Origin of the sequence: Algoriphagus limi, assembly GCF_024919275.1 — a bacterium.
Lineage (GTDB): Bacteria > Bacteroidota > Bacteroidia > Cytophagales > Cyclobacteriaceae > Algoriphagus > Algoriphagus limi.
Genome location: NZ_JANWGH010000001.1, coordinates 399,652 through 421,363, shown reverse-complemented (window position 1 = coordinate 421,363; position 21,712 = coordinate 399,652). Strand labels below are relative to the sequence as shown.

Below are 21,712 nucleotides of genomic sequence, written 5' to 3'. Positions count from 1 at the left end.
AAGGGCTTTTCATTTATTTGACGATGTGAATCTTCAACATATTGGTTCTGCCTTTCTCTTTGAGCGGCATACTCGCAGTATTGATAATGATGTCTCCAGAGTTTACATGCTCATCATTCTTCAAAGTATTTTCAATATCCTCGAAAGTAGCATCAGTTGACACCTGATTCTCATAATAGTAGGCACGAACTCCCCAAACCAAAGACATTTGAGTTATCAGTTTTTTATTTCTAGTAAAGACAAAAATATTAGCCTTCGGTCTATGAGAAGCAAGTCTAAAACCAGTAAAGCCTGAAGAAGTAATACCTACGATTGCTTTCGCCATCACATTTCTGGAAAGACGAGCTGCCATCAAGATCAAATTATTACTCAAGAAAGTCGGTTCATCTTGTTGAATCTTATAAAGGTGATGATAAATCTCAGCGTTTTCCTCCAAATAAGTGATAATACTGCACATTGCCTTCACAGCATTAACCGGATAATTTCCGGAAGCAGTTTCCGCTGAAAGCATTACAGCATCTGCACCATCCAAAACCGCATTAGCTACATCATTGGTCTCCGCACGGGTTGGACGAGGATTGTTAATCATACTTTCCATCATTTGGGTAGCGATGATTACAGGCTTGCAGGCCAACTTACATTTCTCGACCATCTTTTTCTGCCAAAGAGGAACAATCTCCTGTGGAACCTCCACACCCAAATCCCCACGAGCTACCATGATGGCATCAGTCGCCTCGATGATCTCATCAATATTTTCAAGCGCTTCAGGCTTTTCGATTTTGGCTACAATTTTACAGCTCTTACCTGCCTTCTCTATTCGCTCTCTTAGATCTAAAATATCTTCAGGAGAACGTACAAATGATAAAGCGATCCAATCTACTTCCTGCTCAAGGCCAAACTTTAAGTCTTCGATATCCTTTTCTGTCAAAGAAGGTGCAGAGACTTTTGTATTTGGAAGGTTGATTCCTTTTCTGGATTTCAAAATTCCACCATGAATGACGGTACAGTTGACATTTTTTCCATCAGTATCATCTACTACCAATTCCAAGTTTCCATCATCGATCAAGATTCGATCACCTGGAACTACGTCATTGGGAAGATTCTGATAAACTGTTGACACCAAGGAGGAAGTACCCACCACAGGGTCATTGGTGATGGTGATTTTATTTCCAGGAGCAATTTCCACCCCATTATTCTCAACCTCTCCTACCCGGATTTTCGGTCCTTGAAGATCCTGAAGGATACCCAAGTTCAAATTTTCCTCCTGATTTATTCTTCGAATGATTTCGATTACTTTTTGATGCACTTCGTGCGTCCCGTGAGAAAAATTCAACCGAAAAACATTGGCCCCGGCTGCTGCCAAACTTTTGATAGTTTCATAATTATTGGAAGCAGGACCAATGGTGGCTAGGATTTTGGTTTTATTGAAATGACTCATTTTTAATAGGTTAGTAGGTTTTCTTTCGACTTTAGTTTAGTGATGTCCAGTTTGATGACATTTTGAATAAATGGGTTTTTTGAAAGTTCTGAAGCAAAAAACTGGGCATCAATTTGATAGGTTTCATCTTGTACTAGCAGGAAGTAATCCATGGATTTGAGCTCCGGTATCAAATAAGACACTTGTCTTTCGGAGCTTAGCGCTTTATTTTTCAAAAGCTGGATATATCCGTGCGGTAAAGAAAGGAAATATTGGCTAATTTTCAGATTGGGAACGGACAAAAACTCAATTTCCAAATCTTCAGTTCGGATCAAGTTGATATTCAATTCCCGATTGATTAACCAAGCCATTTTGTAATCCTTTACAGGGGATACAATGCCCAAAAGTTCAAAATCATAGGTATGTTCTATTTGTAGTTTTACCTTCTTCATAGGGGCACAACATGGCGCAGTTCAAAGTTAGAAATAAAAAACATTCGAAGGGCAGTCTTGATTCTGTCAAAAATTTACTTGAATCATTTCTTTGTCTATTAGCTTTTAAATATATTTCTTTGCGGAGTGTTATTAACTAAACTGATCACAAAATGTCTGAAATTGCACAAAAAGTAAAAGCCATCATTGTTGACAAACTGGGCGTAGAAGAATCTGAAGTGACTATGGAAGCAAGCTTTACCAACGATTTGGGAGCTGATTCTTTGGACACTGTAGAATTGATCATGGAATTCGAAAAAGAATTCAATATCTCCATCCCAGACGATCAGGCTGAGCAAATTGGTACAGTCGGACAGGCTGTTTCCTACCTGGAGGCTAACGTCAAATAATAACCCTTAAATTCATTCCATGAATTTGAAACGAGTTGTTGTAACTGGTATAGGTGCCCTTACACCCATTGGCAATACTTCCGAAGAATTTTGGAAGGGATTGGTAGCGGGTGTAAGCGGCGCTGCACCAATTACCAAATTCGATGCTTCACTTTTCAAAACCCAATTTGCCTGTGAGGTCAAAAATCTCAACATTGACGATTTCATTGACCGAAAAGAAGCTCGCAAAATGGATCTTTTTACCCAGTATGCTATGATTACTGCCGATGAGGCGATTGTAGATTCCGGGTTGGATCTAGAAAAAATTGAAAAATCCAGAGCAGGAGTAATTTGGGGATCCGGAATTGGTGGACTTCGCACTTTCCAAGAGGAAGTTGCGGCTTTTGCCACAGGTGATGGGACTCCTCGATTTAATCCTTTCTTTATCCCAAAAATGATTGCGGATATCAGTGCTGGATTTATTTCAATTAAGTATGGATTCAGAGGTCCAAACTTTGTAACAGTATCTGCTTGTGCATCTGCAACCAACGCCTTGATTGATGCATTCAATTATATCCGACTAGGAAAAGCTGATATTTTCATTTCAGGTGGTTCTGAAGCTGCAGTTACCGAAGCTGGTATTGGAGGTTTCAACGCCATGAAGGCATTGTCACAACGCAATGATTCTCCAGAAACAGCCTCTAGACCTTTTGATAAAGACCGTGATGGTTTTGTATTGGGAGAAGGAGCTGGCGCACTGATTTTGGAAGAATACGAGCATGCAGTTGCCAGAGGTGCTAAAATCTATGCTGAATTGGTAGGTGGTGGTATGTCTGCTGACGCCAACCATATTACCGCACCTCATCCAGAAGGATTAGGGGCAAGTGAAGTAATGCAGGCAGCACTTCGAGATGCGAATCTGAAACCTGAAGATGTTGATTACATCAACGTTCACGGAACTTCTACCCCATTGGGCGATGTCAGTGAAACCAAGGCTATTGAAAAAGTCTTTGGTGAGCATGCTTACAATATGAATATATCCAGTACAAAATCAATGACAGGTCACCTGTTGGGAGCGGCTGGAGCTATTGAAGCAATTGCCTCTATTTTGGCAATTCAAAACGGGATCATCCCTCCTACCATCAACCATTTCACTGATGATGAGCAGTTTGATCCTAGATTGAATCTGACATTCAATAAAGCCCAAGAGCGCGAAGTGAATGTAGCCTTAAGCAATACCTTTGGATTTGGCGGACATAACTGCTCTGTCATTTTCAAAAAAATTAATTAAGAGAAAAGCTTGAGACTCCTTCAGCGACTCGGATTACAGCGTATTTTATTAAACAAAAAAGATCAAAGGCTTGCCTCCTCCATCAAATTGATGGTGGGTCGCAAGCCTTTAAATATTTCTCTTTATAGACTTGCTCTCACTCCTGCCGGATTGGGAAAAGAAAATGAACGAGGCCACAAGATTTCCAATGAACGATTGGAATTTTTAGGAGACGCGGTCTTGGGTTCAGTCGTTGCTGAATATCTATTTCAAAAATATCCCCTCCGAGACGAAGGTTTCTTGACAGAAACCCGGTCAAAACTGGTAAATCGTGAAAGCTTGAACGAATCAGGAATCAAAATCGGACTTCGGACCATTTTACAAGATTACTTTCTCGAGAAGCCTTTTACTGCAAGTAAATCTCTTTATGGAGACATGCTGGAAGCCCTTGTGGGTGCAGTTTATTTAGATAGGGGATATACCTTTACCAAAAATTTTATCTTAACCCGAATTTTACTGCATTTCGATATTGAAGGAATGATTTCCACGACCATGAATTACAAATCGAAAATTGTAGAATGGTCTCAGCGGGAAAATAAGGATATCGATTTCAAAATTTTGGAAATTAACGGCAACCAACGGTATAAAGAGTTTGTTATTGCTCTGGTTGTAAACTCTAAAGAAGTGGCCACTGGAAAAGGTCCAACGAAAAAGAAAGCGGAACAGGAAGCTTCTAAAAACGCCTGTGAAACACTCCAAATACCTACCTAATCCAACTTTCACCCATTCATGTCTTCACTTTCGCTCGCACTCGCTACGGTCAATCAGACTCCTTTAGATTGGGAGGGAAATTTGCATCGAATAATTTCAGCCCTGGAAGAGGCCAAGCAGAAAAATGCTGACTTAGTCGTTTTCCCAGAATTAGCCATTACAGGCTATGGCTCCGAAGATCTATTCCTGAGCTATTGGTATCCAAAAAAGGCTTTGGACCAACTGAAAAAATTGATCCCCCATTGTCAAAATACTACTGTAGCTGTTGGGCTTCCCTATCGCATGGGTGAAAAAGTTTATAACACCATGGCCATTATCGAGGATGGAGAATTGTTGGGTTTTGTCGCCAAACAGTTTATGGCCATCGATGGAGTTCACTATGAGTTCCGCTGGTTTACGCCTTGGGGAGCAAACCAACAAGTGAAGGTTGATTTTTTTGGAAAGGAAGTTTCTTTGGGGGATTTAACTTTTACGAAAAAAGGGGTTCACTATGGATTTGAAATCTGTGAAGATGCTTGGAGAGGTGAAGCACGCCCTGGTTACCGACTTTGCGAACGAAAAGTAGATCTTATTATCAGCCCTAGTGCCAGTCATTTTGCCATGGGAAAAACCTTGGAGCGAAAGAAACTGATTGAGGATAGCTCCAAGATGTTTGATTGCTATTATGGCTATATCAACCTTTTGGGAAATGAGGCTGGAAGGATGATTTTTGATGGAGAAAGTCTCCTAGCTAAATCTGGTAAAACCCTGTTTAGAAATCAGCTTTTATCCTTTCAAGACTATCAAGTGAACTGTGTGATTTTGGAAGATAAAGAACAGGAAATAGCTGAAATAAAAAGCAAGGAGTGGGAATTTACCCAAGCGAGCTCACTCGGATTATTTGATTACCTGAGAAAAAGTAAAAGTAAAGGTTTTGTTCTTTCTCTTTCTGGCGGTGCAGATTCCTCCACAGTTGCCGTTTTGGTTGCTGAAATGGTAAAAAGAGGCTTGCAAGATTTAGGGCTTCAGCGCTTCTGCGAAAAAATAGGGATTTCTGACTTTGATAAATTTGAAGGGAACCCCGAAAAACAATTAGTAGGAAAACTTTTAACAACCGCCTATCAAGGAACGGCAAATTCTTCCAATGACACTTTTGAGAGTGCAAAATCTCTCGCAGAAAGTCTGGGAGCTGTTTTCCATCATTGGACAATCGATGAGGAAGTAGCTTCCTATACGGCTAAAATCGAATCTGCAATTGGGAGGAAGTTGACTTGGGAACAAGACGATATTACCCTTCAAAATATTCAAGCTCGCTCCCGATCTCCGATTATTTGGATGCTCGCTAATCTCAATAATGCCTTATTGCTTGCCACCTCCAATCGTTCTGAAGGAGATGTCGGCTATACCACCATGGATGGAGATACTAGTGGTAGCATTTCCCCCATTGCCGGAGTGGATAAGCATTTCATTTTACATTGGATAAATTGGGCAGAGAAAAATCTGAACCGTCCGGGTCTTGCCAAAGTCAATTCATTGCAACCTACGGCAGAATTACGACCTCAAGAGCGAACCCAAACCGATGAAAAGGATTTGATGCCCTACTCGGTAATTGTGGAAATCGAAAAACTCGCTATTCGGGACCGACGATCTCCCATGGATGTATTTTTAATTCTCAAAGAAGAACTTGAGCTAGAAGACAAACTTTTAAAATCATATATTAAAAAATTCTTCCAACTTTGGGCCAGAAATCAATGGAAGCGCGAAAGGTTAGCGCCTTCCTTCCATTTGGACCAGTTTAATGTAGATCCAAAAACCTGGTACAGATTCCCGATCTTGTCGGCAGGTTACAAAGAAGAGTTAGAGCAACTAGACCAACTTTAAAATGAACATTACCTCCATTTTGAATTACATTGTTTGGGATCCAAATCCTGCTGTTTTCGCTGGTTTTGATCGTTTACGCTGGTATAGTTTACTTTTTGCTTTGGGTTTCATCATTTCCCAGCAGTTCATGGTGTATTTTTTCCGAAAGGAAGGTCATGATGAGAATCTGGTTGACAAACTCACCATTTACATGGTTTTAGCGACTATCATTGGTGCTCGACTTGGTCATGTAATTTTTTACGAGCCCGCAAAATATTTAAGCAATCCAATTGAAATCTTAAAAGTCTGGGAAGGCGGCTTAGCTTCACATGGAGCCGCTGTTGCTATTTTGATTGCGCTTTGGATCTATGCAAAAAAGACTCCTGGGCAAAGTTATTTGTGGGTAGTCGACAGAATCGTGATTGTGACGGCGATGACCGGAGCCTTGATTCGATTGGGGAATTTGATGAATTCTGAAATAGGCGGAAAAGATACTGGAACCGACCAAGGAATTGTCTACGCCTGGGATATTGAGGAAATTCTACAATCCCTCCGTGTTCCGATCGAATCCATTGATGCTTACAAACCTACAGACCGCGCGAATGAGCTGCAAGGAAATGGAATTTTACCTGTAAACATAGAAATTCAAATCAATAAGGGGAATTTCACTAAAGAAACCCTAGAAAACACACTTAGGAGTGATGTAAAATATGCCTTAACTCAGTTCAATTCTTCTAAAGAATACCTAGCTGAGCCTTTAGAAACTGATTTGAATCTAGAATTGAAGGAAGAGCCGGCAATGTATGTGGCGACGATCAAGACTTTTGGTAGAGCCAAACATCCAACTCAGATTTATGAATCAATTTCCTATTTCGTGATTTTCTTGATTTTGCTTTCTATTTGGGCGAAATACAAGGAACGGGTTCCCGATGGTTTGCTATTGGGATTATTCCTAATAATGGTTTTTGGAATGCGCTTCGTGTGGGAATTTTTCAAAGAAAATCAAGTGGAATTTGAAGATGCCATGCAGTTCAATATGGGGCAGCTTCTGAGCATTCCTTTGGTTTTGGGAGGAATAATTTTGGTCGCAAGAGCCTGGAAAATGGGGCTTAAAAAGCCGGCTAATTAAGGTACGGGATCATGTCCATGCCCTCCCCATGGATGGCATCTGGATATTCGTTTGATTCCGAGCCAACCACCTTTGAAAGGCCCATGCTTCAAAATAGCCTCCTTCATGTATTGACTACAGGTGGGTGTATAACGACATGATGAAGGAAAAAGTGGCGAAATGGTATATTGGTAAACCAAAACGGGAAAAATGGCGATTTTTCTAACAAGGTTTTTCCACATAGGTTGTTTATTGTGCATGGCCTCTTCAAAACCAAATGTACTAACTGAAAATTCCCTTTGAGACTTTCAATCAGACATATTTTCATTTTTACTTTCCTTTTTTGGGGATGGTCTGTCAAGGTTTTTGCTCAAGACACCTCCTACTCTCCGGTACAAATGGATACTCCGGATAGTATTTTTGTCAACAATATTTTCATCATTGGAAATGAAAAAACTCAGAAAAACATCATTCTGAGGGAATTGGACTTCGGCGAAGGTTATTATTATGATTTAGACACTTTCCTTGAAATTATTCAAGCCGATCGCAATAAAATCTATAATCTCCGACTTTTTACTTCAGTAGAAATCACTCCTCTATTTACAGGAGGCGATCAAGTGGAAGTTTTGATTGCTGTAAAAGAGCGCTGGTATATCATTCCTTCCATTATTTTTCAATTGGCTGATCGTAACTTCTCCGAATGGTGGACAAATCAAGGTAGGGATTTCTCCAGAGTGAATTATGGCCTTCGAGTATCTCATTCGAATGTCGGTGGAAGAAATGAGAAATTGAGATTTAGTGGGCAACTTGGCTTCACCAGAGCCTTAGATTTGCGATACAGCAAACCTTACATTGATAAGAAGCAGAAGCACGGATTAGCCGGTCAATTCACCTACTATGAACAAAAAACTATACCTATTCGGTCTGCCAATAACAGACAGGTATTTTTCACCAGTGAAACAGAGGATGTGCTTCGAGAAAACCTGTCAGCAGCCATCCAATATACTTTCAGGAGAACTTTCTACAACTTCCACTTTTTTACTGTAGGATATACTTCCACCAAATTAGATCCGGAAGTCCTAGTGCAAAACCCTAATTATTTCCAACATGGAGAGAATAAACTTCAATATCTCTACATGAGCTATACTTTTCAGCATGATAATAGGAATTTGGCTGCATACGCAACAAAGGGAGAGCTACTCAGGCTATCAGCTACTAAATATGGGATTTTCAACACGGAAGATATTGACGAAATCGAAGTAAGCCTGACCGCTAATAAATACTTCACTTTAAATGAACGATTCCATTTTGTTACAGGATTATCTGGCAATTGGTTTTTGAGCCAAAGACAGCCCTACACACTTGTCAGAGGCATAGGTTATTCTCCAAATTTTATCAGAGGCTACGAACTGAATGTGATAGAAGGACAACAATTGTATGTCCACAAAAATAGCTTCCGATGGAAGTTTATCGATTGGGAGATTGATGTTTCCTCCGTCATGCCCCTGGAGCAATTCAGTACTATTCCATTCCGCTTTTATCTCAGTGCGAACTTTGACCATGGCTACGTCAAGGATAGAAATTTTATTCCTGAGAATGCTCGATTAACCAATCGCTATCTTTATGGATATGGATTAGGAATTGACCTTGTAGGCTTTTATGATTCCGTTTTTCGATTTGAATATTCATTCAACAATCAAGGAGAAGGCAACTTCTTTCTGAATATTAAAGCTCCTTTCTAGAGCTTTTTTAGCTAAAAAACCCTATTTGACTTAATTTTTTATTGACTCAACCTGTAGTTTAAAAAATTTCTACCTAAATTAATGGTAGTTTTTTTTTAGCCATTTTTTATGAAGGCAGGTTGCTTTTTATTCTTTTTTCTGGGAATACTATTTTCAGCATTTCCCCAAACTGATCCCTTGACACAAGTTCATGGAGCGCGAAATCAAGGGATCGGAAATCAGCGGGTCCATCTCCCCTCTACTTGGTCTTATTTTAACAATATCGGAGCCTTAGATAGGACCAAAAAGTCAGGGATCGCTGTAGGGTATGATCATCGTTTTGGACTTCAGGAACTCTCGACTTTTGATCTTGCTACAGCTATAAAGAATAGGAAAGGAACCTTCGGCTTGGGAATCAGCCGGTTTGGGGGTAAGCTTTTCAACCAACAAACCATTGGTATTGGATATTCCCATACTTTGGGAGTAAATAGTATTGGTCTGAAAATGGAATATTTCCAGACTCAAATGGAGGGTTTTGGAAGTGGCGGATCATTACTTTTCAGTTTAGGAGGAATCACTGAATTAAACCCAAAACTTTACCTCGGAGCCTCCATTAGCAATATCAACCGTGGCAAAATTAGTCAAGAGACCGATTCTCGTTTGCCTACCTTAGTCCAGTTGGGCTTACATTACCTGCCAACTGAGACGCTCAGTTTACTGATTGAACTTGAAAAAGATATACAACAGTCTCCCCTGCTGAAGGCCGGATTAGAATATCGCCTCAAGGAATGGATTTTTTTGCGAAGTGGTATTAACACCCAACCTTCGCGCTTTTTTGCTGGCTTTAGTATTCAAAAAGGAAATTTGAGACTTGATTATGCCTATAGTCAATTAGCTCCTCTTGGTTCTACCAATCACCTAAGCCTAAATTACCAATGGGGAGATTAATTGTCATTGTTTTAATACTAGTATTTCTGGGAATTCAATACTCATTTTCCCAGCAAGTCCCCAAACCTGAAATCGATCTGGAATCCTTAATTGAACGACTTTTCCCTATTCCAGAAGAAGATGTGGATTACGAACGGATTTACGAGGTCTTGCTACAACTTTATCTAAATCCAATCAATCTAAATAAAGCAAATTACGAAGCATTACAGGCAATGTATCTTCTGACTCCGTCTCAGATAGATGCCCTACTTATTTACCGAAGTCAGTTTGGTGATTTACTATCCCTCTATGAACTTCAAGCAATACCGGAGTTTGATTCAGAAACTATTAATCGAATTATCCCTTTTGTAACCTTAGAAGATGGAGAAAAGCGAACTGAGCCTTTCTGGAAACGGCTTCGAAATGAGGAACAAACCTATCTGATAGTCAGGCATCGGAGAGTTTGGGAAAAAAGAAAAGGTTTTAGTCCCACGGATACTTCAAGTACTGGAAGAATAAGCAGTCGCTATCTCGGTGATCCCAATGATTTGTATTTAAGATTCAGAACTCAGCACTCACGGGATTTTAGCTTTGGGTTTACCTTGGATAAAGATGCTGGCGAGCAATTTACTTGGGATCATCCTTCCCGCCGATATGGCTTTAATTTTTTTTCTTTTCATTTTCAACGATACCAAGTTGGTAAATGGAAAACTCTAGCCTTGGGAGATTTTCAGGCCTCTTTTGGCCAAGGATTGGTTTTTGGAGCAGGTTACACCTTGGGAAAAGGTGCAGAAACGGTTCCTACAATTCGGAGAAGTTCTGTAGGAATTTTACCCTATACTGCTTCTTTGGAATGGGGGTTTTTCCGAGGTGGAGCCGCCACTTATCAACATAAAAATTGGGAATTTACCGCACTAGCTTCCTCAGTACCAAGAGATGGCCGATCAATAGAATTGATGGATAGTTTGGAGACTGAAAACTTTACCATCAACTCTTTTAATCAAAGTGGACTCCATCGCACGCCTTCCGAAATAAGCACCAAAAATCAATTTCGGGAATACAATATTGGCACGGCAATTCAATTTCAAGCAAATTCAAAACTCAGATTTGGATCTACCTTTCTATATACCCAATTCAGTCAGGAATGGATCCCTACAAAAAGACTCTACAACCAATTTGAATTTCAGGGACAGTCAAACCACATGGGTAGCCTATACTTTAACTACAATTGGAAAAATTTTCTCTTTTTCGGAGAATCCGCCCTTTCGAAATCAGGAGGAAACGGAAGTGTTCTTGGATTGATCGCCAGCCTGAGTTCTCAGGTTGACATTTCCATGCTTTGGCGAAACTATGATAAAAACTTCCACAGCTTTTATGGTAATGCATTTGCTGAAAGCAGTCGACCTATTAATGAACGAGGGATATATTTTGGGCTGGAAATCAGACCCATAAAAAAATGGAAGTTCAATGCTTATTATGATTTTTTTCGGTTTCCCTGGCTGAAATACCGGCTCTACAATCCCTCTTTTGAAAATGAATGGCTCAGCAGGCTTAGCTTTCAACCATCGAAGTCTCTCCAAGTATTTCTTCAATATAGACAGGAGCAAAAAGACCGAAATCTTCCTGATTTAAATGAGCCTCAGTCCACCTATCAAAGTGCTACAGTAAGGAGACAAAATGGTCTTTTCAATTTGGATTATCGCATCAGCAAAAATCTTTTTATCCGAAGCCGAGTTTGGTGGAGTCAAGTAACTATCCAAAGCCAGAAAAGAAATGGATTGATGGTAGTTCAGGATATCCGATTAGATCAGAATCGTTGGAAAATTACGGCTAGATATGCCTTATTTGACACGGATGATTACGACAGTAGAATCTATGCATTTGAGAACCATGTCTTATGGACTTTTTCAATTCCGGCATTTTCCGGTCAGGGACAGCGGTATTATTTGATAGGAGAATACGATGTATCCAGAAAACTCAGATTGTATTTCAGATGGGCAAGAACTACCTACATTGACCGGGAAAAAATCAGTTCTGGACTTCAGGAGATTAAAGGAAATCGACAATCCGAAACAACCCTACTACTTCGATATTATCTAAATCGTTAAATTTCCATCAATGGTGAGTTTGTAAGCTACCATTTTTATAATTTGAGACTCTCGTTTATACCACCAAATCTTATGAATAAATTACTCACTACAGCGATTATCCTCTTCGGGATGATTTCTCCTGTTTTTTCTCAAAATCTAGATTTATCCAAATTGGAGCGAAATGAAGGTTTTGTTGATTTTTATTTAGACAGGGAAAAGGGGAAAATCTATCTCCATATCGAGGATTTAGAAAAAGAATTTCTTTATGTCAATTCATTGACTGCAGGTGTTGGCTCTAATGATATCGGTTTGGACCGAGGTCAATTAGGTAATACCAGAATTGTTGAATTTCGAAGGTCAGGAAACAAACTATTCCTGATTCACAAAAACTATGATTTCCGAGCCTTTTCATCCAATCCCTACGAAGTAAAATCCGTACAGGATGCCTTTGCAGAATCCATTCTATGGGGATTCGAAATTGCGCAGAACAACAGTGATGGATTTGTTGTGGATGCCACCAACTTTTACATGCAAGACGCACACGGCGTGTCAAACCGCCTCAGCCAACGTCGACAGGGGACATACCGAGTAGATAATTCCCGCACAGGCCTTTACTATGAAATGACGAAAAACTTCCCGCAAAACACAGAGGTAGAAGCGACAATTACCCTTACCGGAAATGCTACAGGAGGTTTAATAAGATCTGTAACACCTAGTCCTGATGCAGTTACCGTAAGGATGCGGCATTCTTTCATTCAGCTTCCTGACGACAATTACACACCACGTGAATTTGATCCTCGAGGAGGCTTCTTTTCCATCAGTTACATGGATTTTACAACACCGATTTCAGAACCTATTATGAAGCGGTTTATTTCCAGACATAGATTAGAAAAGAAAGATCCCAATGCTGCCGTTTCTGAAGTTGTCGAACCAATCGTTTACTATTTGGATAGAGGAACTCCTGAACCTGTTGCTTCCGCTTTGATCGAGGGAGGAAATTGGTGGAATCAAGCTTTTGAGGCAGCAGGGTTTAAAAATGCCTTCCGAGTAGAGTTAGCTCCTGAAGGAATGGACCTGATGGATGTGCGATACAATGTCATTCAATGGGTTCACCGTTCAACTCGTGGATGGTCTTATGGCAGTAGTATTCGAGATCCAAGAACTGGCGAAATTATCAAAGGACAGGTTTCTTTGGGTTCGCTTCGAGTTAGACAAGATTATTTAATTGCTCAGGGATTATTACAGCCATTTGAGGATGGAAAACCAGCCGATCCAAAAATGCTCGAATTAGCCTTAGCAAGATTACGTCAATTGTCTGCTCATGAAATTGGCCATACTATCGGTTTGGCTCACAGCTATGCCACTTCAGCTTCAGGCAGATCTTCAGTAATGGACTATCCATATCCTTTAATAACCCAAGACAGCCAAGGAAATTTGGACCTTTCTGCCGCTTATGATGATAAAATCGGCGAATGGGATAAATGGGCAATCACTTATGGCTATGGATATCCAAAAGCAGGTGAAGATGAGGCTATATTCTTGAATAGAACTTTAGAAGAGACCTTCGATGCAGGTTATGAATTCATCACTGATTCCGACTCTCGTGACCCTAGTGGTGCTCACCCTCGCTCCCATTTGTGGGATAATGGAAAATCGGCACCTGAAGAATTGCTTCGAATGCTGGAATTGAGAAAAAATAAGCTTCAATCTTTTGGACTAAATGCCATTCCAAATGGAACTCCACAGGCTTTGTTGGAAGAAGTGCTTGTTCCACTTTTCCTCATGCATCGTTATCAAGTGGAAGCTACTAGCAAAGTTGTAGGAGGCTTGGATTATCTATACAAAGTCAAAGGAGACAATCAGCCAAATCATACTTGGATTGATGCAAAACTTCAAAATGAGGCTGTTTCAGCACTATTGAAAACGATCGAGCCTGAGCAATTAGAAGTCCCACAGCATATTTTGGCTTTGATCCCTCCAAGGCCTTATGGTTATGGAAAAAACAGGGAAACTTTTGTTTCGAGAACCGGGCCTATTTTTGACCCAATTGCTCCGGCTGAAAACATTGTAGATGCCGTTTTCACCTTCCTCTTGGAAAGTGGAAGAGCAAATCGCCTACACTTGCAAGCCATGCAGAATTCAAGTCTCCCTAGCTTCGAATCTGTTTTGAATCAGGTTAGCAATCAGTTGTTTCAAAACAATCTGCCTTCTGGTCTAAAGCAGGAAATCAAGATGATGACGGAAGCGAAATTTGTAGACTATCTCATCAATCTTTCCAAGAATGGAAATGCCTCAAATTCGGTACGGGCAATCGCGAGAATGCAATTGGAAAAAATAACTCAAATCTCCTCTCAAGGTGGACTTTTGGGAACCCACAGAAAATACCTCAGCGATAAAATCCAGGCCTACTTAGATCAACCCCATGAAATCAGCAGTCCGGAAAGCCTCAAAATTCCTGATGGAGCTCCAATTGGAATGGAAAGTATGAGCTGTGATTTAGAGTATTAAAAAACGAAAACCTCCGAAATCAAATTCGGAGGTTTTTTATTTTCTCTAGATTCTTTAAAAATCCGTTAATTCTTTTCCCAAATCCCTATCAAATCAGATGGGATAAATAAATTTGAAGAACAATTGAAACCATTAAGTGATCGAGTCGATTTTTACTAAAAATCAAAGAAATTATGAGTAACCCTCTGTTGGAAAAATTCACCAATCCTTTCGAGACTGCCCCATTTGATAAAATTAAAACTGAAGATTTTCTACCTGCTGTAAAAGAGGCTATTCAAATGGCTAAGCAGGAAATAGAACAAATAAAATCGAATCCTCTCCCAACTTTCGAAAATACAATTGAGGCTTTGGATAGATCAGGTGATAAATTAAACGTGATTTCATCCATCTTTTTTAATCTAAATTCCGCCGAAACCAACGACGAGATTCAAAAACTAGCGAGAGAAATATCTCCGCTTTTAACTGCACACTCCAATGATATTCTTCTAGACCAAGAGTTGTTTTCAAGAGTGGCCCAGATTTTCCAGCAGAAAGATGAACTGAAGCTCAGCGCCGAGCAGAAAACTCTCCTAGAAAAAACATACAAGGCATTTGTTCGAAATGGAGCTAATCTTTCTAAAGAAGATGCGACCAAATTGCGGAAAATTGACCAAGAACTTGCCCAACAATCGCTAAAATTCGGCGAGAATGTCTTGGCGGAAACGAATCGCTTTGTTCATTTCGTAGAAAATGAATCCGATGTAGAAGGTCTACCAGAAAGTATCAAAGAAGCCGCAGCACAAACTGCTGAGGAAAAAGGAAAAGCAGGTCAATGGGCTTTTACACTCGCTTACCCTTCCTACATCCCTGCCATGACCTATCTGAAAAATAGGGAATTAAGAAAAACTCTATTCCTCGCTTACAATACCAAATCATGCAAAGGGGATGAATTAGACAATCAGGAAATTATCAAAAGAATCCTTGAGCTTCGATATGAAAGAGCAAAGTTGCTAGGGTACTCATCCCATGCGCAATTCATTTTGGAAGAGCGTATGGCCAAAAGCCCTGAGGAGGTTTTGAAATTCCTTGAAGACCTTTTAGAAAAAGCCAAGCCTAAAGCTGAAGAAGAGGTCGCTGAATTAGCTGAATTCGCTAAGAAACTGGATGGAATTGAAAAGCTAGAGCGTTGGGACTTTGCGTACTATTCCGAATTACTTAAAAAAGAAAAGTATGAATTGGACGATGAGTTGCTTCGTCCCTATTTCCAATTGGAGCATGTCATCGAAGGAGTTTTTCAGACAGCAGGTAAACTCTATGGTCTAGATTTCACTCCCAATAAAGATATTCCGGTTTATCATCCCGATGTCACAGCTTATGAAGTAAAAGACAAAGACGGAAAACATGTTGCCGTATTTTATGCGGACTTTTTCCCGAGAGCTGGAAAACGAAACGGAGCTTGGATGACGAGCTACAAGAGCCAATACGAAGCGAATGGCATAGATCATCGCCCACATATTTCTATAGTTTGCAACTTCACCAAACCAACCAAAACAAAACCTAGCCTTTTGACTTTCAATGAGGTGACTACCCTATTCCATGAATTTGGGCATGCCCTTCATGGAATGCTTGCCAAAACGCATTATCAAAGTCTTTCAGGAACTAGTGTTTATTGGGATTTTGTAGAGTTGCCTTCTCAGATTTTTGAAAACTGGTGCTATGAAAAAGAGTGTCTGGATCTATTTGCCAAACACTATAAAACGGGAGAAAAAATTCCTCAAGATTTAATCGAGCGAATTAAAAAAGCTGCTAATTTCCAACAAGGCTATCAAACGGTGAGACAAATCAGCTTTGGATTATTGGATATGGCTTATCATGAAGGGAATCCATCAAAAATCGGAGACCTTTTTGAGTTTGAGCGAAAAATAATGTCCAAAACTGATCTCCTTCCAAAAGTCCCTAATACGCTAATGAGTACTTCTTTCTCTCATATTTTCCAAGGAGGATATGCAGCAGGATATTACAGCTACAAGTGGGCTGAAGTTTTAGATGCGGATGCTTTTGAATTGTTTTTGGAGAGAGGAATTTTCGATCCAGAAACGGCTCAATCCTTTCAGAAAAACATTCTTTCTGCGGGAGGAACAGAGCATCCTACGGTTCTCTACAAAAGATTCCGAGGAAGAGAACCAAAACCGGAAGCCCTGCTTCGAAGAGCTGGTTTGATTTGATAGAAAAGTCCAGTATATTCTGAAAAAATTTGGATATGCAAAAGCCGTATCAAGCCCTCCCCTCCTTTCTCAAAGCCTTGCTGGTTTTGGTTTTTATCATTGTATTGGTCTTCTTTTTAATCGTGGGCAAAAGCCTTCTTATCCCCCTTTTTATGGGAGGCTTTTTCGCGATTTTATTTACGCCATTAAATAATTGGCTTGAAAAAAAGAAGGTACCAAGAACACTAGCGAGTTTTCTTTCCTTGCTTTTGATGGTGCTTCTAGTTGGGGGGCTTTTGTCATTCATTATTGGAAATGTCGCAGCATTCACCAATGATTTTGATGATGTGAGTGGCAGGGTAACAAACTATGCAAATCAAATTGACGACTGGACTCAAAGCAGTTTTGGTATAGACTATGAGCTCAGAAACAAAGCAAATCTCGAATACATAGAGGAAGTTTTAAACGATCATAGCTCTAGCATCTCCAATTTTGCACTGAAAACAGTGGGTTCTCTTTCTGGTGTGGTTTTGATTCCAGTTTTCATGTTCTTCTTGGTTTTATATCGTGATCATCTCACCAAAATGATGATTATGATTTATCGGGATCGCGACCCCACTCTAGTTAAAATGCGAATCACAAGCCTTCGAAAAGTGATACAGCATTACATTGTCGGAGTAGGTAAAGTGATGCTTATTTTGGCTTTGTTGAATGTCACAGCCTATACTGCTTTAGGTATTAAGCATGCAATCTTTTTTGGGGTTTTAGGAGCCATCCTAAACATTATCCCATACGTAGGACCATTTTTCGGAGTACTCTTACCAGTGGTTTATTCTTTCTTGACAAAAGACAGTCTATTTTATCCTTTGGCTATTTTGGTTGCTTACCAGCTAATTCAATTAGTAGAAGGAAACTTTTTAACTCCAAAAATTGTCGGAGGTAATGTCAACCTCAATGCTTTCATCACCTTCTTGGGATTGTTGATAGGAGGTAGTATTTGGGGAGTGGCAGGGATGATTTTAATTATTCCAACTTTAGCGATTTTAAGAGAAATATTTGATCTCACAGAAGAGACTAAGCCATTCGCTTTTCTGCTTGGTGAAGAAAAAGAGAAACCAAAAAAACCTAAACCAACAGATGAACAAGATCAGGATTAGTTTCCTTTTTCTTCTTGCAATTTCTATCACAGCTTGCGATTCAGTCGAAGACAAAAAGGGACGTTTTCTTTTAAAAGGAAATGAAAAATTGGATGAAAATGACCCTAGGGGAGCTTTGGAATTTTACCAAGAAGCCTTAGATCTTGACTCTACCTATGCGGATGCTTGGTTCAACAAAGCAATTTCCCATCTTCAATTAAACCAATTGGATGAGGCGATTTTAGATTTTTCTGCAGCTATCAACTATCAACCAGACTACCCAGAGGCTTACTTTCAACGAGGCTTAACCTATTTGGATAATGGGGAATTTTACAAAGCACGAGAGGATGCAAATTGGCTTCAAACTAACCAACCTGTTGAGTGGAAGGGGTTCTTTTTGGGTGGATTAGTTCAGGAAAAGCTTCAAAATTATGAATTAGCTCTCGAAGCGTTTGGAAAGGCGCTGGAGCTAAATCCTGATAATTCTGACCTGATCGTCAACCAAGCAACTATTTTCTATTACCAAAAAAATTATGCTAAGGCTGATTCCCTTTTGGATTTGGCAAAGGAAATTAATCCCATGGAGCCAAACTTGCATAATCTGGAATCGATGATTGCCTTTGATCGTGGAAACTATCAAATGGCATTTGAAGCTGTAGAAAAAGCAATTTCTCTCAATACTTCTCAAGCCTATTTTTACAACAACAAAGGCTTATACTTACTCTACCTTGGGCAAGTTGAAGAAGGTCTTGAGTTTATTAATCGAAGCCTAAAAATGGATGCAAACAATCCGTATGCGCTCCGCAACAAAGGAATTTATTACGTTATGAAAGGAGATAAAATCTCGGCCCTACAATACTTACAGGAACTCTATCGGGATTATCCAGAAATGGATTTGGTAGCTGAATATTATGAAAAGGCTCAAAAATTGTGATTCTTCTCTGAGATCACTTCTTTGATTTTCTTTAGTAGTTCCGCGGCATCGATAGGTTTTGCCACAAATCCATCAAAACCACAGGATTCCACTTTTTCCATGATTTCGAGTTTGGCAGCTGCTGTTAATGCAATCACCGGGATGTCGATAATCTTCTTGATTTCTACTGTAGCTTCAAAACCATCCATAACAGGCATCTGAATATCCATCAGAACACAATCGTATTTCTTGGTTTGTACCGCCTCCACAGCCAATGCTCCATTTGGGACTCGATCAAAGGTATAGCCCCATTTCTTGATAATTTTTCCAAGAACTAAAGCATTTACATCATTGTCTTCTGCCATTAACAAATGAAGGCTGGAGAAATCACGGTTAAATCCATTCAGGATTACATTCTTTGGACCCTCATTTTCTACTAAATCAAAATCAACTTCGAAGAAGAAGCGGCTGCCTTTATTTGGCTCAGATTCCAACTGAATAGAGGAATTCATCAAATTGAGGAGCTTTCGGGTAATAGAAAGTCCCAATCCGGTTCCTCCATATTTGGTACTAAAAGTCGGTTTGATTTGGTCAAAATCATTGAAGATTCTATCCTGATGCTCCGGAGCGATTCCGATTCCCGTATCCTTCACTTCGAAGTAAACTCTTACCTGATTCGTATTTTTCTTTAATAATTTAACTGTCAAATCCACCTTTCCATCATGAGTGAATTTGAGTGCATTCGTAATCAGATTATTCAAAATCTGAGAAAGACGGGTTTTATCTCCTTTGACATCGAGGTCCAAATTGGAATCAAGATGCAGGTTCAACGAGTTTTTACTATCGCGAGCGTGGAAGGCAAGCCCTTTCATGACTTGATGTACCAACTCAGTTAAATTAAATGGAGCCTTTTCAATAGAAAGCTTGCCAGCTTCGATTTTTTGGAAGTCCAACAAATCATTGATCATAATGATCAAATTGTCTACTGCGAAGCTGATGGTATTCAGGGTATTTTTCTGCGAATTGGAAGGATTTTCCTGAAGCAAAGAATAAACTGATCCCGAGATTGCATTCAGAGGTGTTCTAAGTTCATGGCTAATCATGGACAAGAAATCGGACTTAATCTGACTGGCTTTCTCAGCTGTCTGACGAGCCTCATCCAGTTTTGCTTCAAATTCTTTTTGCTTGCTGATATCTGTCAGATACCCATACCAAACCATGTCTCCATTTTCCAAGATTTGTGGTCTAGCAGCACCTAAAACCCAACGAAACCCTCCGGGTTGATGCTCGTCCTTTACCCTAAACTGACATTGCCATGGTTCAAGCTTTCTTGCAGAAGCTACCGAAGTCATGATTACATGAGGCAAATCCTGTGGGTGAACTTTGGTGATAGTAGATGAGATATCTGTAAACTCTTCGATTTCTGATTCTGAAATTCCTAATACAGAAGTGATTCCTTTGGAAAGGAAAGAGAAATTCATTCCTCCATTTTTATCCAAAACCAACTGATAGAGTCCTCCAGGAACTTGTTCTGTCAGGTTAATCAAGAAATTACTACTCTCTTCAAGAGTTTTTTCGAGTGAAAGTTTCTCTGAAATATTCTTAAAGGAGAATAAAAAGTATTGATTAGACTTTTCCTCAAAGGTTGTGTAGCAAATCTCTAGTGTTAAAGACTTTCCTTTTTGATTAAGAATGGGTGCCACTAATGGTTGAACTTCCTCTCCTTTTTCGATTTGGTCAAGCCATTCTTTCCAATTCTCAGTTTCCTCAAATAGCTCTTCCAACTGTGTCAAATCATCAAAGGACGTCTCCTTATCCAATCCGAGAAGCTTCCTTGCTGCCTCATTGCAATGAATAATATTTTTACTTCCTAGTGAAACAACCAAAGGCTCAGGGGAACGGAAAAGAAAACTTTCTAATAATGACTTTTCATCAAGTAACTCCTGTCGGGTGCTATCATCAGCCAAATATCCTATCCAAACTTCCCGACCATTAGGCAACTCGGTTTTTTCAGCTACTAATTTTAAATCTTGATCCTTCCAATTGATATTTGCATCAATTTTTGGCTTGTTGGAATCAGTTTCGATTTTAAGCTGAATCTTTTGAAAAAGTGATTTCCTTTCTTTTTTCGATTCAACTTTGAATTTTTCCAAAGCATCTTTATCCCAATTGATCTTCCCTTTCCTTAAGTCCAAATTAAAACTAACTGAATTTGAAAGACTTGGAACTTGCTGCTGAATATGAAGCAATTTTTTCGAAAGGTCTCGCTCCAGATAAAACTCTGTCTGATCCCTCGAAATCAAATAAAAATGGGTTTCAGCAAACTGGACCGAACATTCCAACAAGGCATAACCTCCTGACTTTTTCTTGATCCGGACATGGAAAAAGCCCAGTTTATCCCCTCCTCCTTTATTTTTCCAGATTTTACGGACTTTCTCTAAGTCATCTTCATGAACAAAAGAACAAAGGCTAGTATCAATCAATTCCTCCGGGGCATATCCTAACACAGGTTTGACCGCATCATTCAAATAAGTCAAGTAATCGTGCTGACCTACAGCTAGGATATCCAATCCTCTTTTAAAGAATTCCTGAATTTCCCGATTGGAAGGAAGTCCCTGAGTTTTTATTTCAACCCCTTTGTAAAACAGGTAATAGTTAGTTCCATTATCCTCAGGTAATTCCAGTCTAAATAAAAACTCCTTGCCATCATGGTTAAGAAGTAGTTCTTCTTTAAAAATATAATTGCTGATATCTAGACCCAAACCAGCGAGACTTCGATCTTGAAGTGTCTCTCCTATTTGATCTTCAAAGGATTCATTGGCATAAAAAATATTATACGGATAGGAATCGTCAGCAAGAAAGACCATCTCAGAGGACTCATAAATGATCTTCTTAAAAGTGCTATTAATCCCTCTGTCCTTCATCAATCCTTTTCTTACTAATGTTCTATTTGAGCGTTTTTTGGATGATTCTTTACCTATCGCAAAATTATGTTGTAAACATACAGCA

The 21,712-nt window shown here is 39.6% G+C and carries 16 protein-coding genes; 12 read left to right on the top strand and 4 right to left on the bottom strand.

Annotation, left to right across the window (positions count from 1 at the left end):
- Window positions 1-13: 13 nt before the first annotated feature.
- Window positions 14-1,438, bottom strand: coding sequence for a pyruvate kinase (pyk, locus tag NY014_RS01765; protein WP_259412810.1), 1,425 nt, complete (start codon window positions 1,436-1,438; stop codon window positions 14-16).
- Window positions 1,439-1,440: 2 nt separating this feature from the next.
- Window positions 1,441-1,869: an IPExxxVDY family protein gene (locus tag NY014_RS01760; protein ID WP_135069846.1), complete on the bottom strand. Its 429-nt coding sequence runs from the start codon at window positions 1,867-1,869 to the stop codon at window positions 1,441-1,443.
- 152 nt (window positions 1,870-2,021) lie between these two features.
- Between NY014_RS01760 and NY014_RS01755 the strand changes: the two genes are divergently transcribed.
- Genes NY014_RS01755 through NY014_RS01735 form a run of 5 tightly spaced genes read left to right on the top strand, consistent with a single transcriptional unit; the run spans window position 2,022 to window position 7,246 of the window.
- A complete protein-coding gene (locus NY014_RS01755) occupies window positions 2,022-2,258 on the top strand; it encodes an acyl carrier protein (protein WP_024282156.1) in 237 nt (78 codons plus the stop codon).
- Window positions 2,259-2,277: 19 nt separating this feature from the next.
- Window positions 2,278-3,528, top strand: coding sequence for a beta-ketoacyl-ACP synthase II (fabF, locus tag NY014_RS01750; RefSeq protein WP_259412809.1), 1,251 nt, complete (start codon window positions 2,278-2,280; stop codon window positions 3,526-3,528).
- 9 nt (window positions 3,529-3,537) lie between these two features.
- Complete coding sequence (gene rnc, locus NY014_RS01745; RefSeq protein ID WP_259412808.1) at window positions 3,538-4,278, top strand: ribonuclease III; 741 nt, start codon at window positions 3,538-3,540, stop codon at window positions 4,276-4,278.
- 18 nt (window positions 4,279-4,296) lie between these two features.
- Window positions 4,297-6,138: an NAD(+) synthase gene (gene nadE, locus NY014_RS01740; RefSeq protein ID WP_259412807.1), complete on the top strand. Its 1,842-nt coding sequence runs from the start codon at window positions 4,297-4,299 to the stop codon at window positions 6,136-6,138.
- A gap of 1 nt (window position 6,139) precedes the next feature.
- Window positions 6,140-7,246, top strand: coding sequence for a prolipoprotein diacylglyceryl transferase (locus NY014_RS01735; RefSeq protein ID WP_259412806.1), 1,107 nt, complete (start codon window positions 6,140-6,142; stop codon window positions 7,244-7,246).
- Here NY014_RS01735 and yidD read toward each other — a convergent pair.
- A complete protein-coding gene (yidD, locus tag NY014_RS01730) occupies window positions 7,243-7,467 on the bottom strand; it encodes a membrane protein insertion efficiency factor YidD (protein WP_237563102.1) in 225 nt (74 codons plus the stop codon). The genes NY014_RS01735 and yidD overlap by 4 nt on opposite strands.
- Window positions 7,468-7,524: 57 nt before the next feature.
- Between yidD and NY014_RS01725 the strand changes: the two genes are divergently transcribed.
- The 7 genes from NY014_RS01725 (at window position 7,525) to NY014_RS01695 (ending at window position 18,724) form a co-directional block, all read left to right on the top strand.
- On the top strand, window positions 7,525-8,967 hold the full coding sequence (locus NY014_RS01725; RefSeq protein ID WP_259412805.1) for a POTRA domain-containing protein: 1,443 nt from the start codon (window positions 7,525-7,527) through the stop codon (window positions 8,965-8,967).
- Between the two features lie 177 nt (window positions 8,968-9,144).
- A complete protein-coding gene (locus NY014_RS01720) occupies window positions 9,145-9,894 on the top strand; it encodes a PorV/PorQ family protein (RefSeq protein ID WP_259412803.1) in 750 nt (249 codons plus the stop codon).
- Window positions 9,882-11,981 (top strand): ComEA family DNA-binding protein, encoded by a 2,100-nt coding sequence (locus NY014_RS01715; RefSeq protein ID WP_259412802.1) that lies wholly within the window; start codon window positions 9,882-9,884, stop codon window positions 11,979-11,981. Before NY014_RS01720 ends, NY014_RS01715 begins: the two co-directional genes overlap by 13 nt.
- A 72-nt stretch (window positions 11,982-12,053) precedes the next feature.
- Entirely contained in the window at window positions 12,054-14,471 is a 2,418-nt protein-coding gene (locus NY014_RS01710) for a zinc-dependent metalloprotease (protein WP_259412801.1), read from the top strand.
- Window positions 14,472-14,644: 173 nt separating this feature from the next.
- Window positions 14,645-16,675, top strand: a complete 2,031-nt coding sequence (locus tag NY014_RS01705) for a M3 family metallopeptidase (RefSeq protein ID WP_259412800.1) — start codon at window positions 14,645-14,647, stop codon at window positions 16,673-16,675.
- Between the two features lie 35 nt (window positions 16,676-16,710).
- The gene (locus NY014_RS01700) at window positions 16,711-17,811 is read left to right on the top strand and encodes an AI-2E family transporter (protein WP_259412799.1); all 1,101 of its coding nucleotides are present in this window, start codon (window positions 16,711-16,713) and stop codon (window positions 17,809-17,811) included.
- Window positions 17,792-18,724, top strand: coding sequence for a tetratricopeptide repeat protein (locus tag NY014_RS01695; protein ID WP_259412798.1), 933 nt, complete (start codon window positions 17,792-17,794; stop codon window positions 18,722-18,724). The genes NY014_RS01700 and NY014_RS01695 overlap by 20 nt, the downstream gene beginning before the upstream one ends.
- Here NY014_RS01695 and NY014_RS01690 read toward each other — a convergent pair.
- Window positions 18,712-21,627 carry an ATP-binding protein gene (locus NY014_RS01690; RefSeq protein WP_259412797.1) on the bottom strand — a complete coding sequence of 972 codons (2,916 nt, stop codon included), beginning with the start codon at window positions 21,625-21,627 and terminating at the stop codon, window positions 18,712-18,714. The genes NY014_RS01695 and NY014_RS01690 overlap by 13 nt on opposite strands.
- Window positions 21,628-21,712: the final 85 nt, after the last annotated feature.

What these genes read in the sequence shown, in the direction of transcription:
- pyk (WP_259412810.1), bottom strand. Translation starts at nt 1,438, where the DNA reads ATGAGTCATTTCAATAAAACCAAAATCCTAGCCACCATTGGTCCTGCT.
- NY014_RS01760 (WP_135069846.1), bottom strand. Translation starts at nt 1,869, where the DNA reads ATGAAGAAGGTAAAACTACAAATAGAACATACCTATGATTTTGAACTT.
- NY014_RS01755 (WP_024282156.1), top strand. Translation starts at nt 2,022, where the DNA reads ATGTCTGAAATTGCACAAAAAGTAAAAGCCATCATTGTTGACAAACTG.
- fabF (WP_259412809.1), top strand. Translation starts at nt 2,278, where the DNA reads ATGAATTTGAAACGAGTTGTTGTAACTGGTATAGGTGCCCTTACACCC.
- nadE (WP_259412807.1), top strand. Translation starts at nt 4,297, where the DNA reads ATGTCTTCACTTTCGCTCGCACTCGCTACGGTCAATCAGACTCCTTTA.
- NY014_RS01735 (WP_259412806.1), top strand. Translation starts at nt 6,140, where the DNA reads ATGAACATTACCTCCATTTTGAATTACATTGTTTGGGATCCAAATCCT.
- yidD (WP_237563102.1), bottom strand. Translation starts at nt 7,467, where the DNA reads ATGTGGAAAAACCTTGTTAGAAAAATCGCCATTTTTCCCGTTTTGGTT.
- NY014_RS01715 (WP_259412802.1), top strand. Translation starts at nt 9,882, where the DNA reads ATGGGGAGATTAATTGTCATTGTTTTAATACTAGTATTTCTGGGAATT.
- NY014_RS01710 (WP_259412801.1), top strand. Translation starts at nt 12,054, where the DNA reads ATGAATAAATTACTCACTACAGCGATTATCCTCTTCGGGATGATTTCT.
- NY014_RS01705 (WP_259412800.1), top strand. Translation starts at nt 14,645, where the DNA reads ATGAGTAACCCTCTGTTGGAAAAATTCACCAATCCTTTCGAGACTGCC.
- NY014_RS01700 (WP_259412799.1), top strand. Translation starts at nt 16,711, where the DNA reads ATGCAAAAGCCGTATCAAGCCCTCCCCTCCTTTCTCAAAGCCTTGCTG.
- NY014_RS01695 (WP_259412798.1), top strand. Translation starts at nt 17,792, where the DNA reads ATGAACAAGATCAGGATTAGTTTCCTTTTTCTTCTTGCAATTTCTATC.
- NY014_RS01690 (WP_259412797.1), bottom strand. Translation starts at nt 21,627, where the DNA reads ATGAAGGACAGAGGGATTAATAGCACTTTTAAGAAGATCATTTATGAG.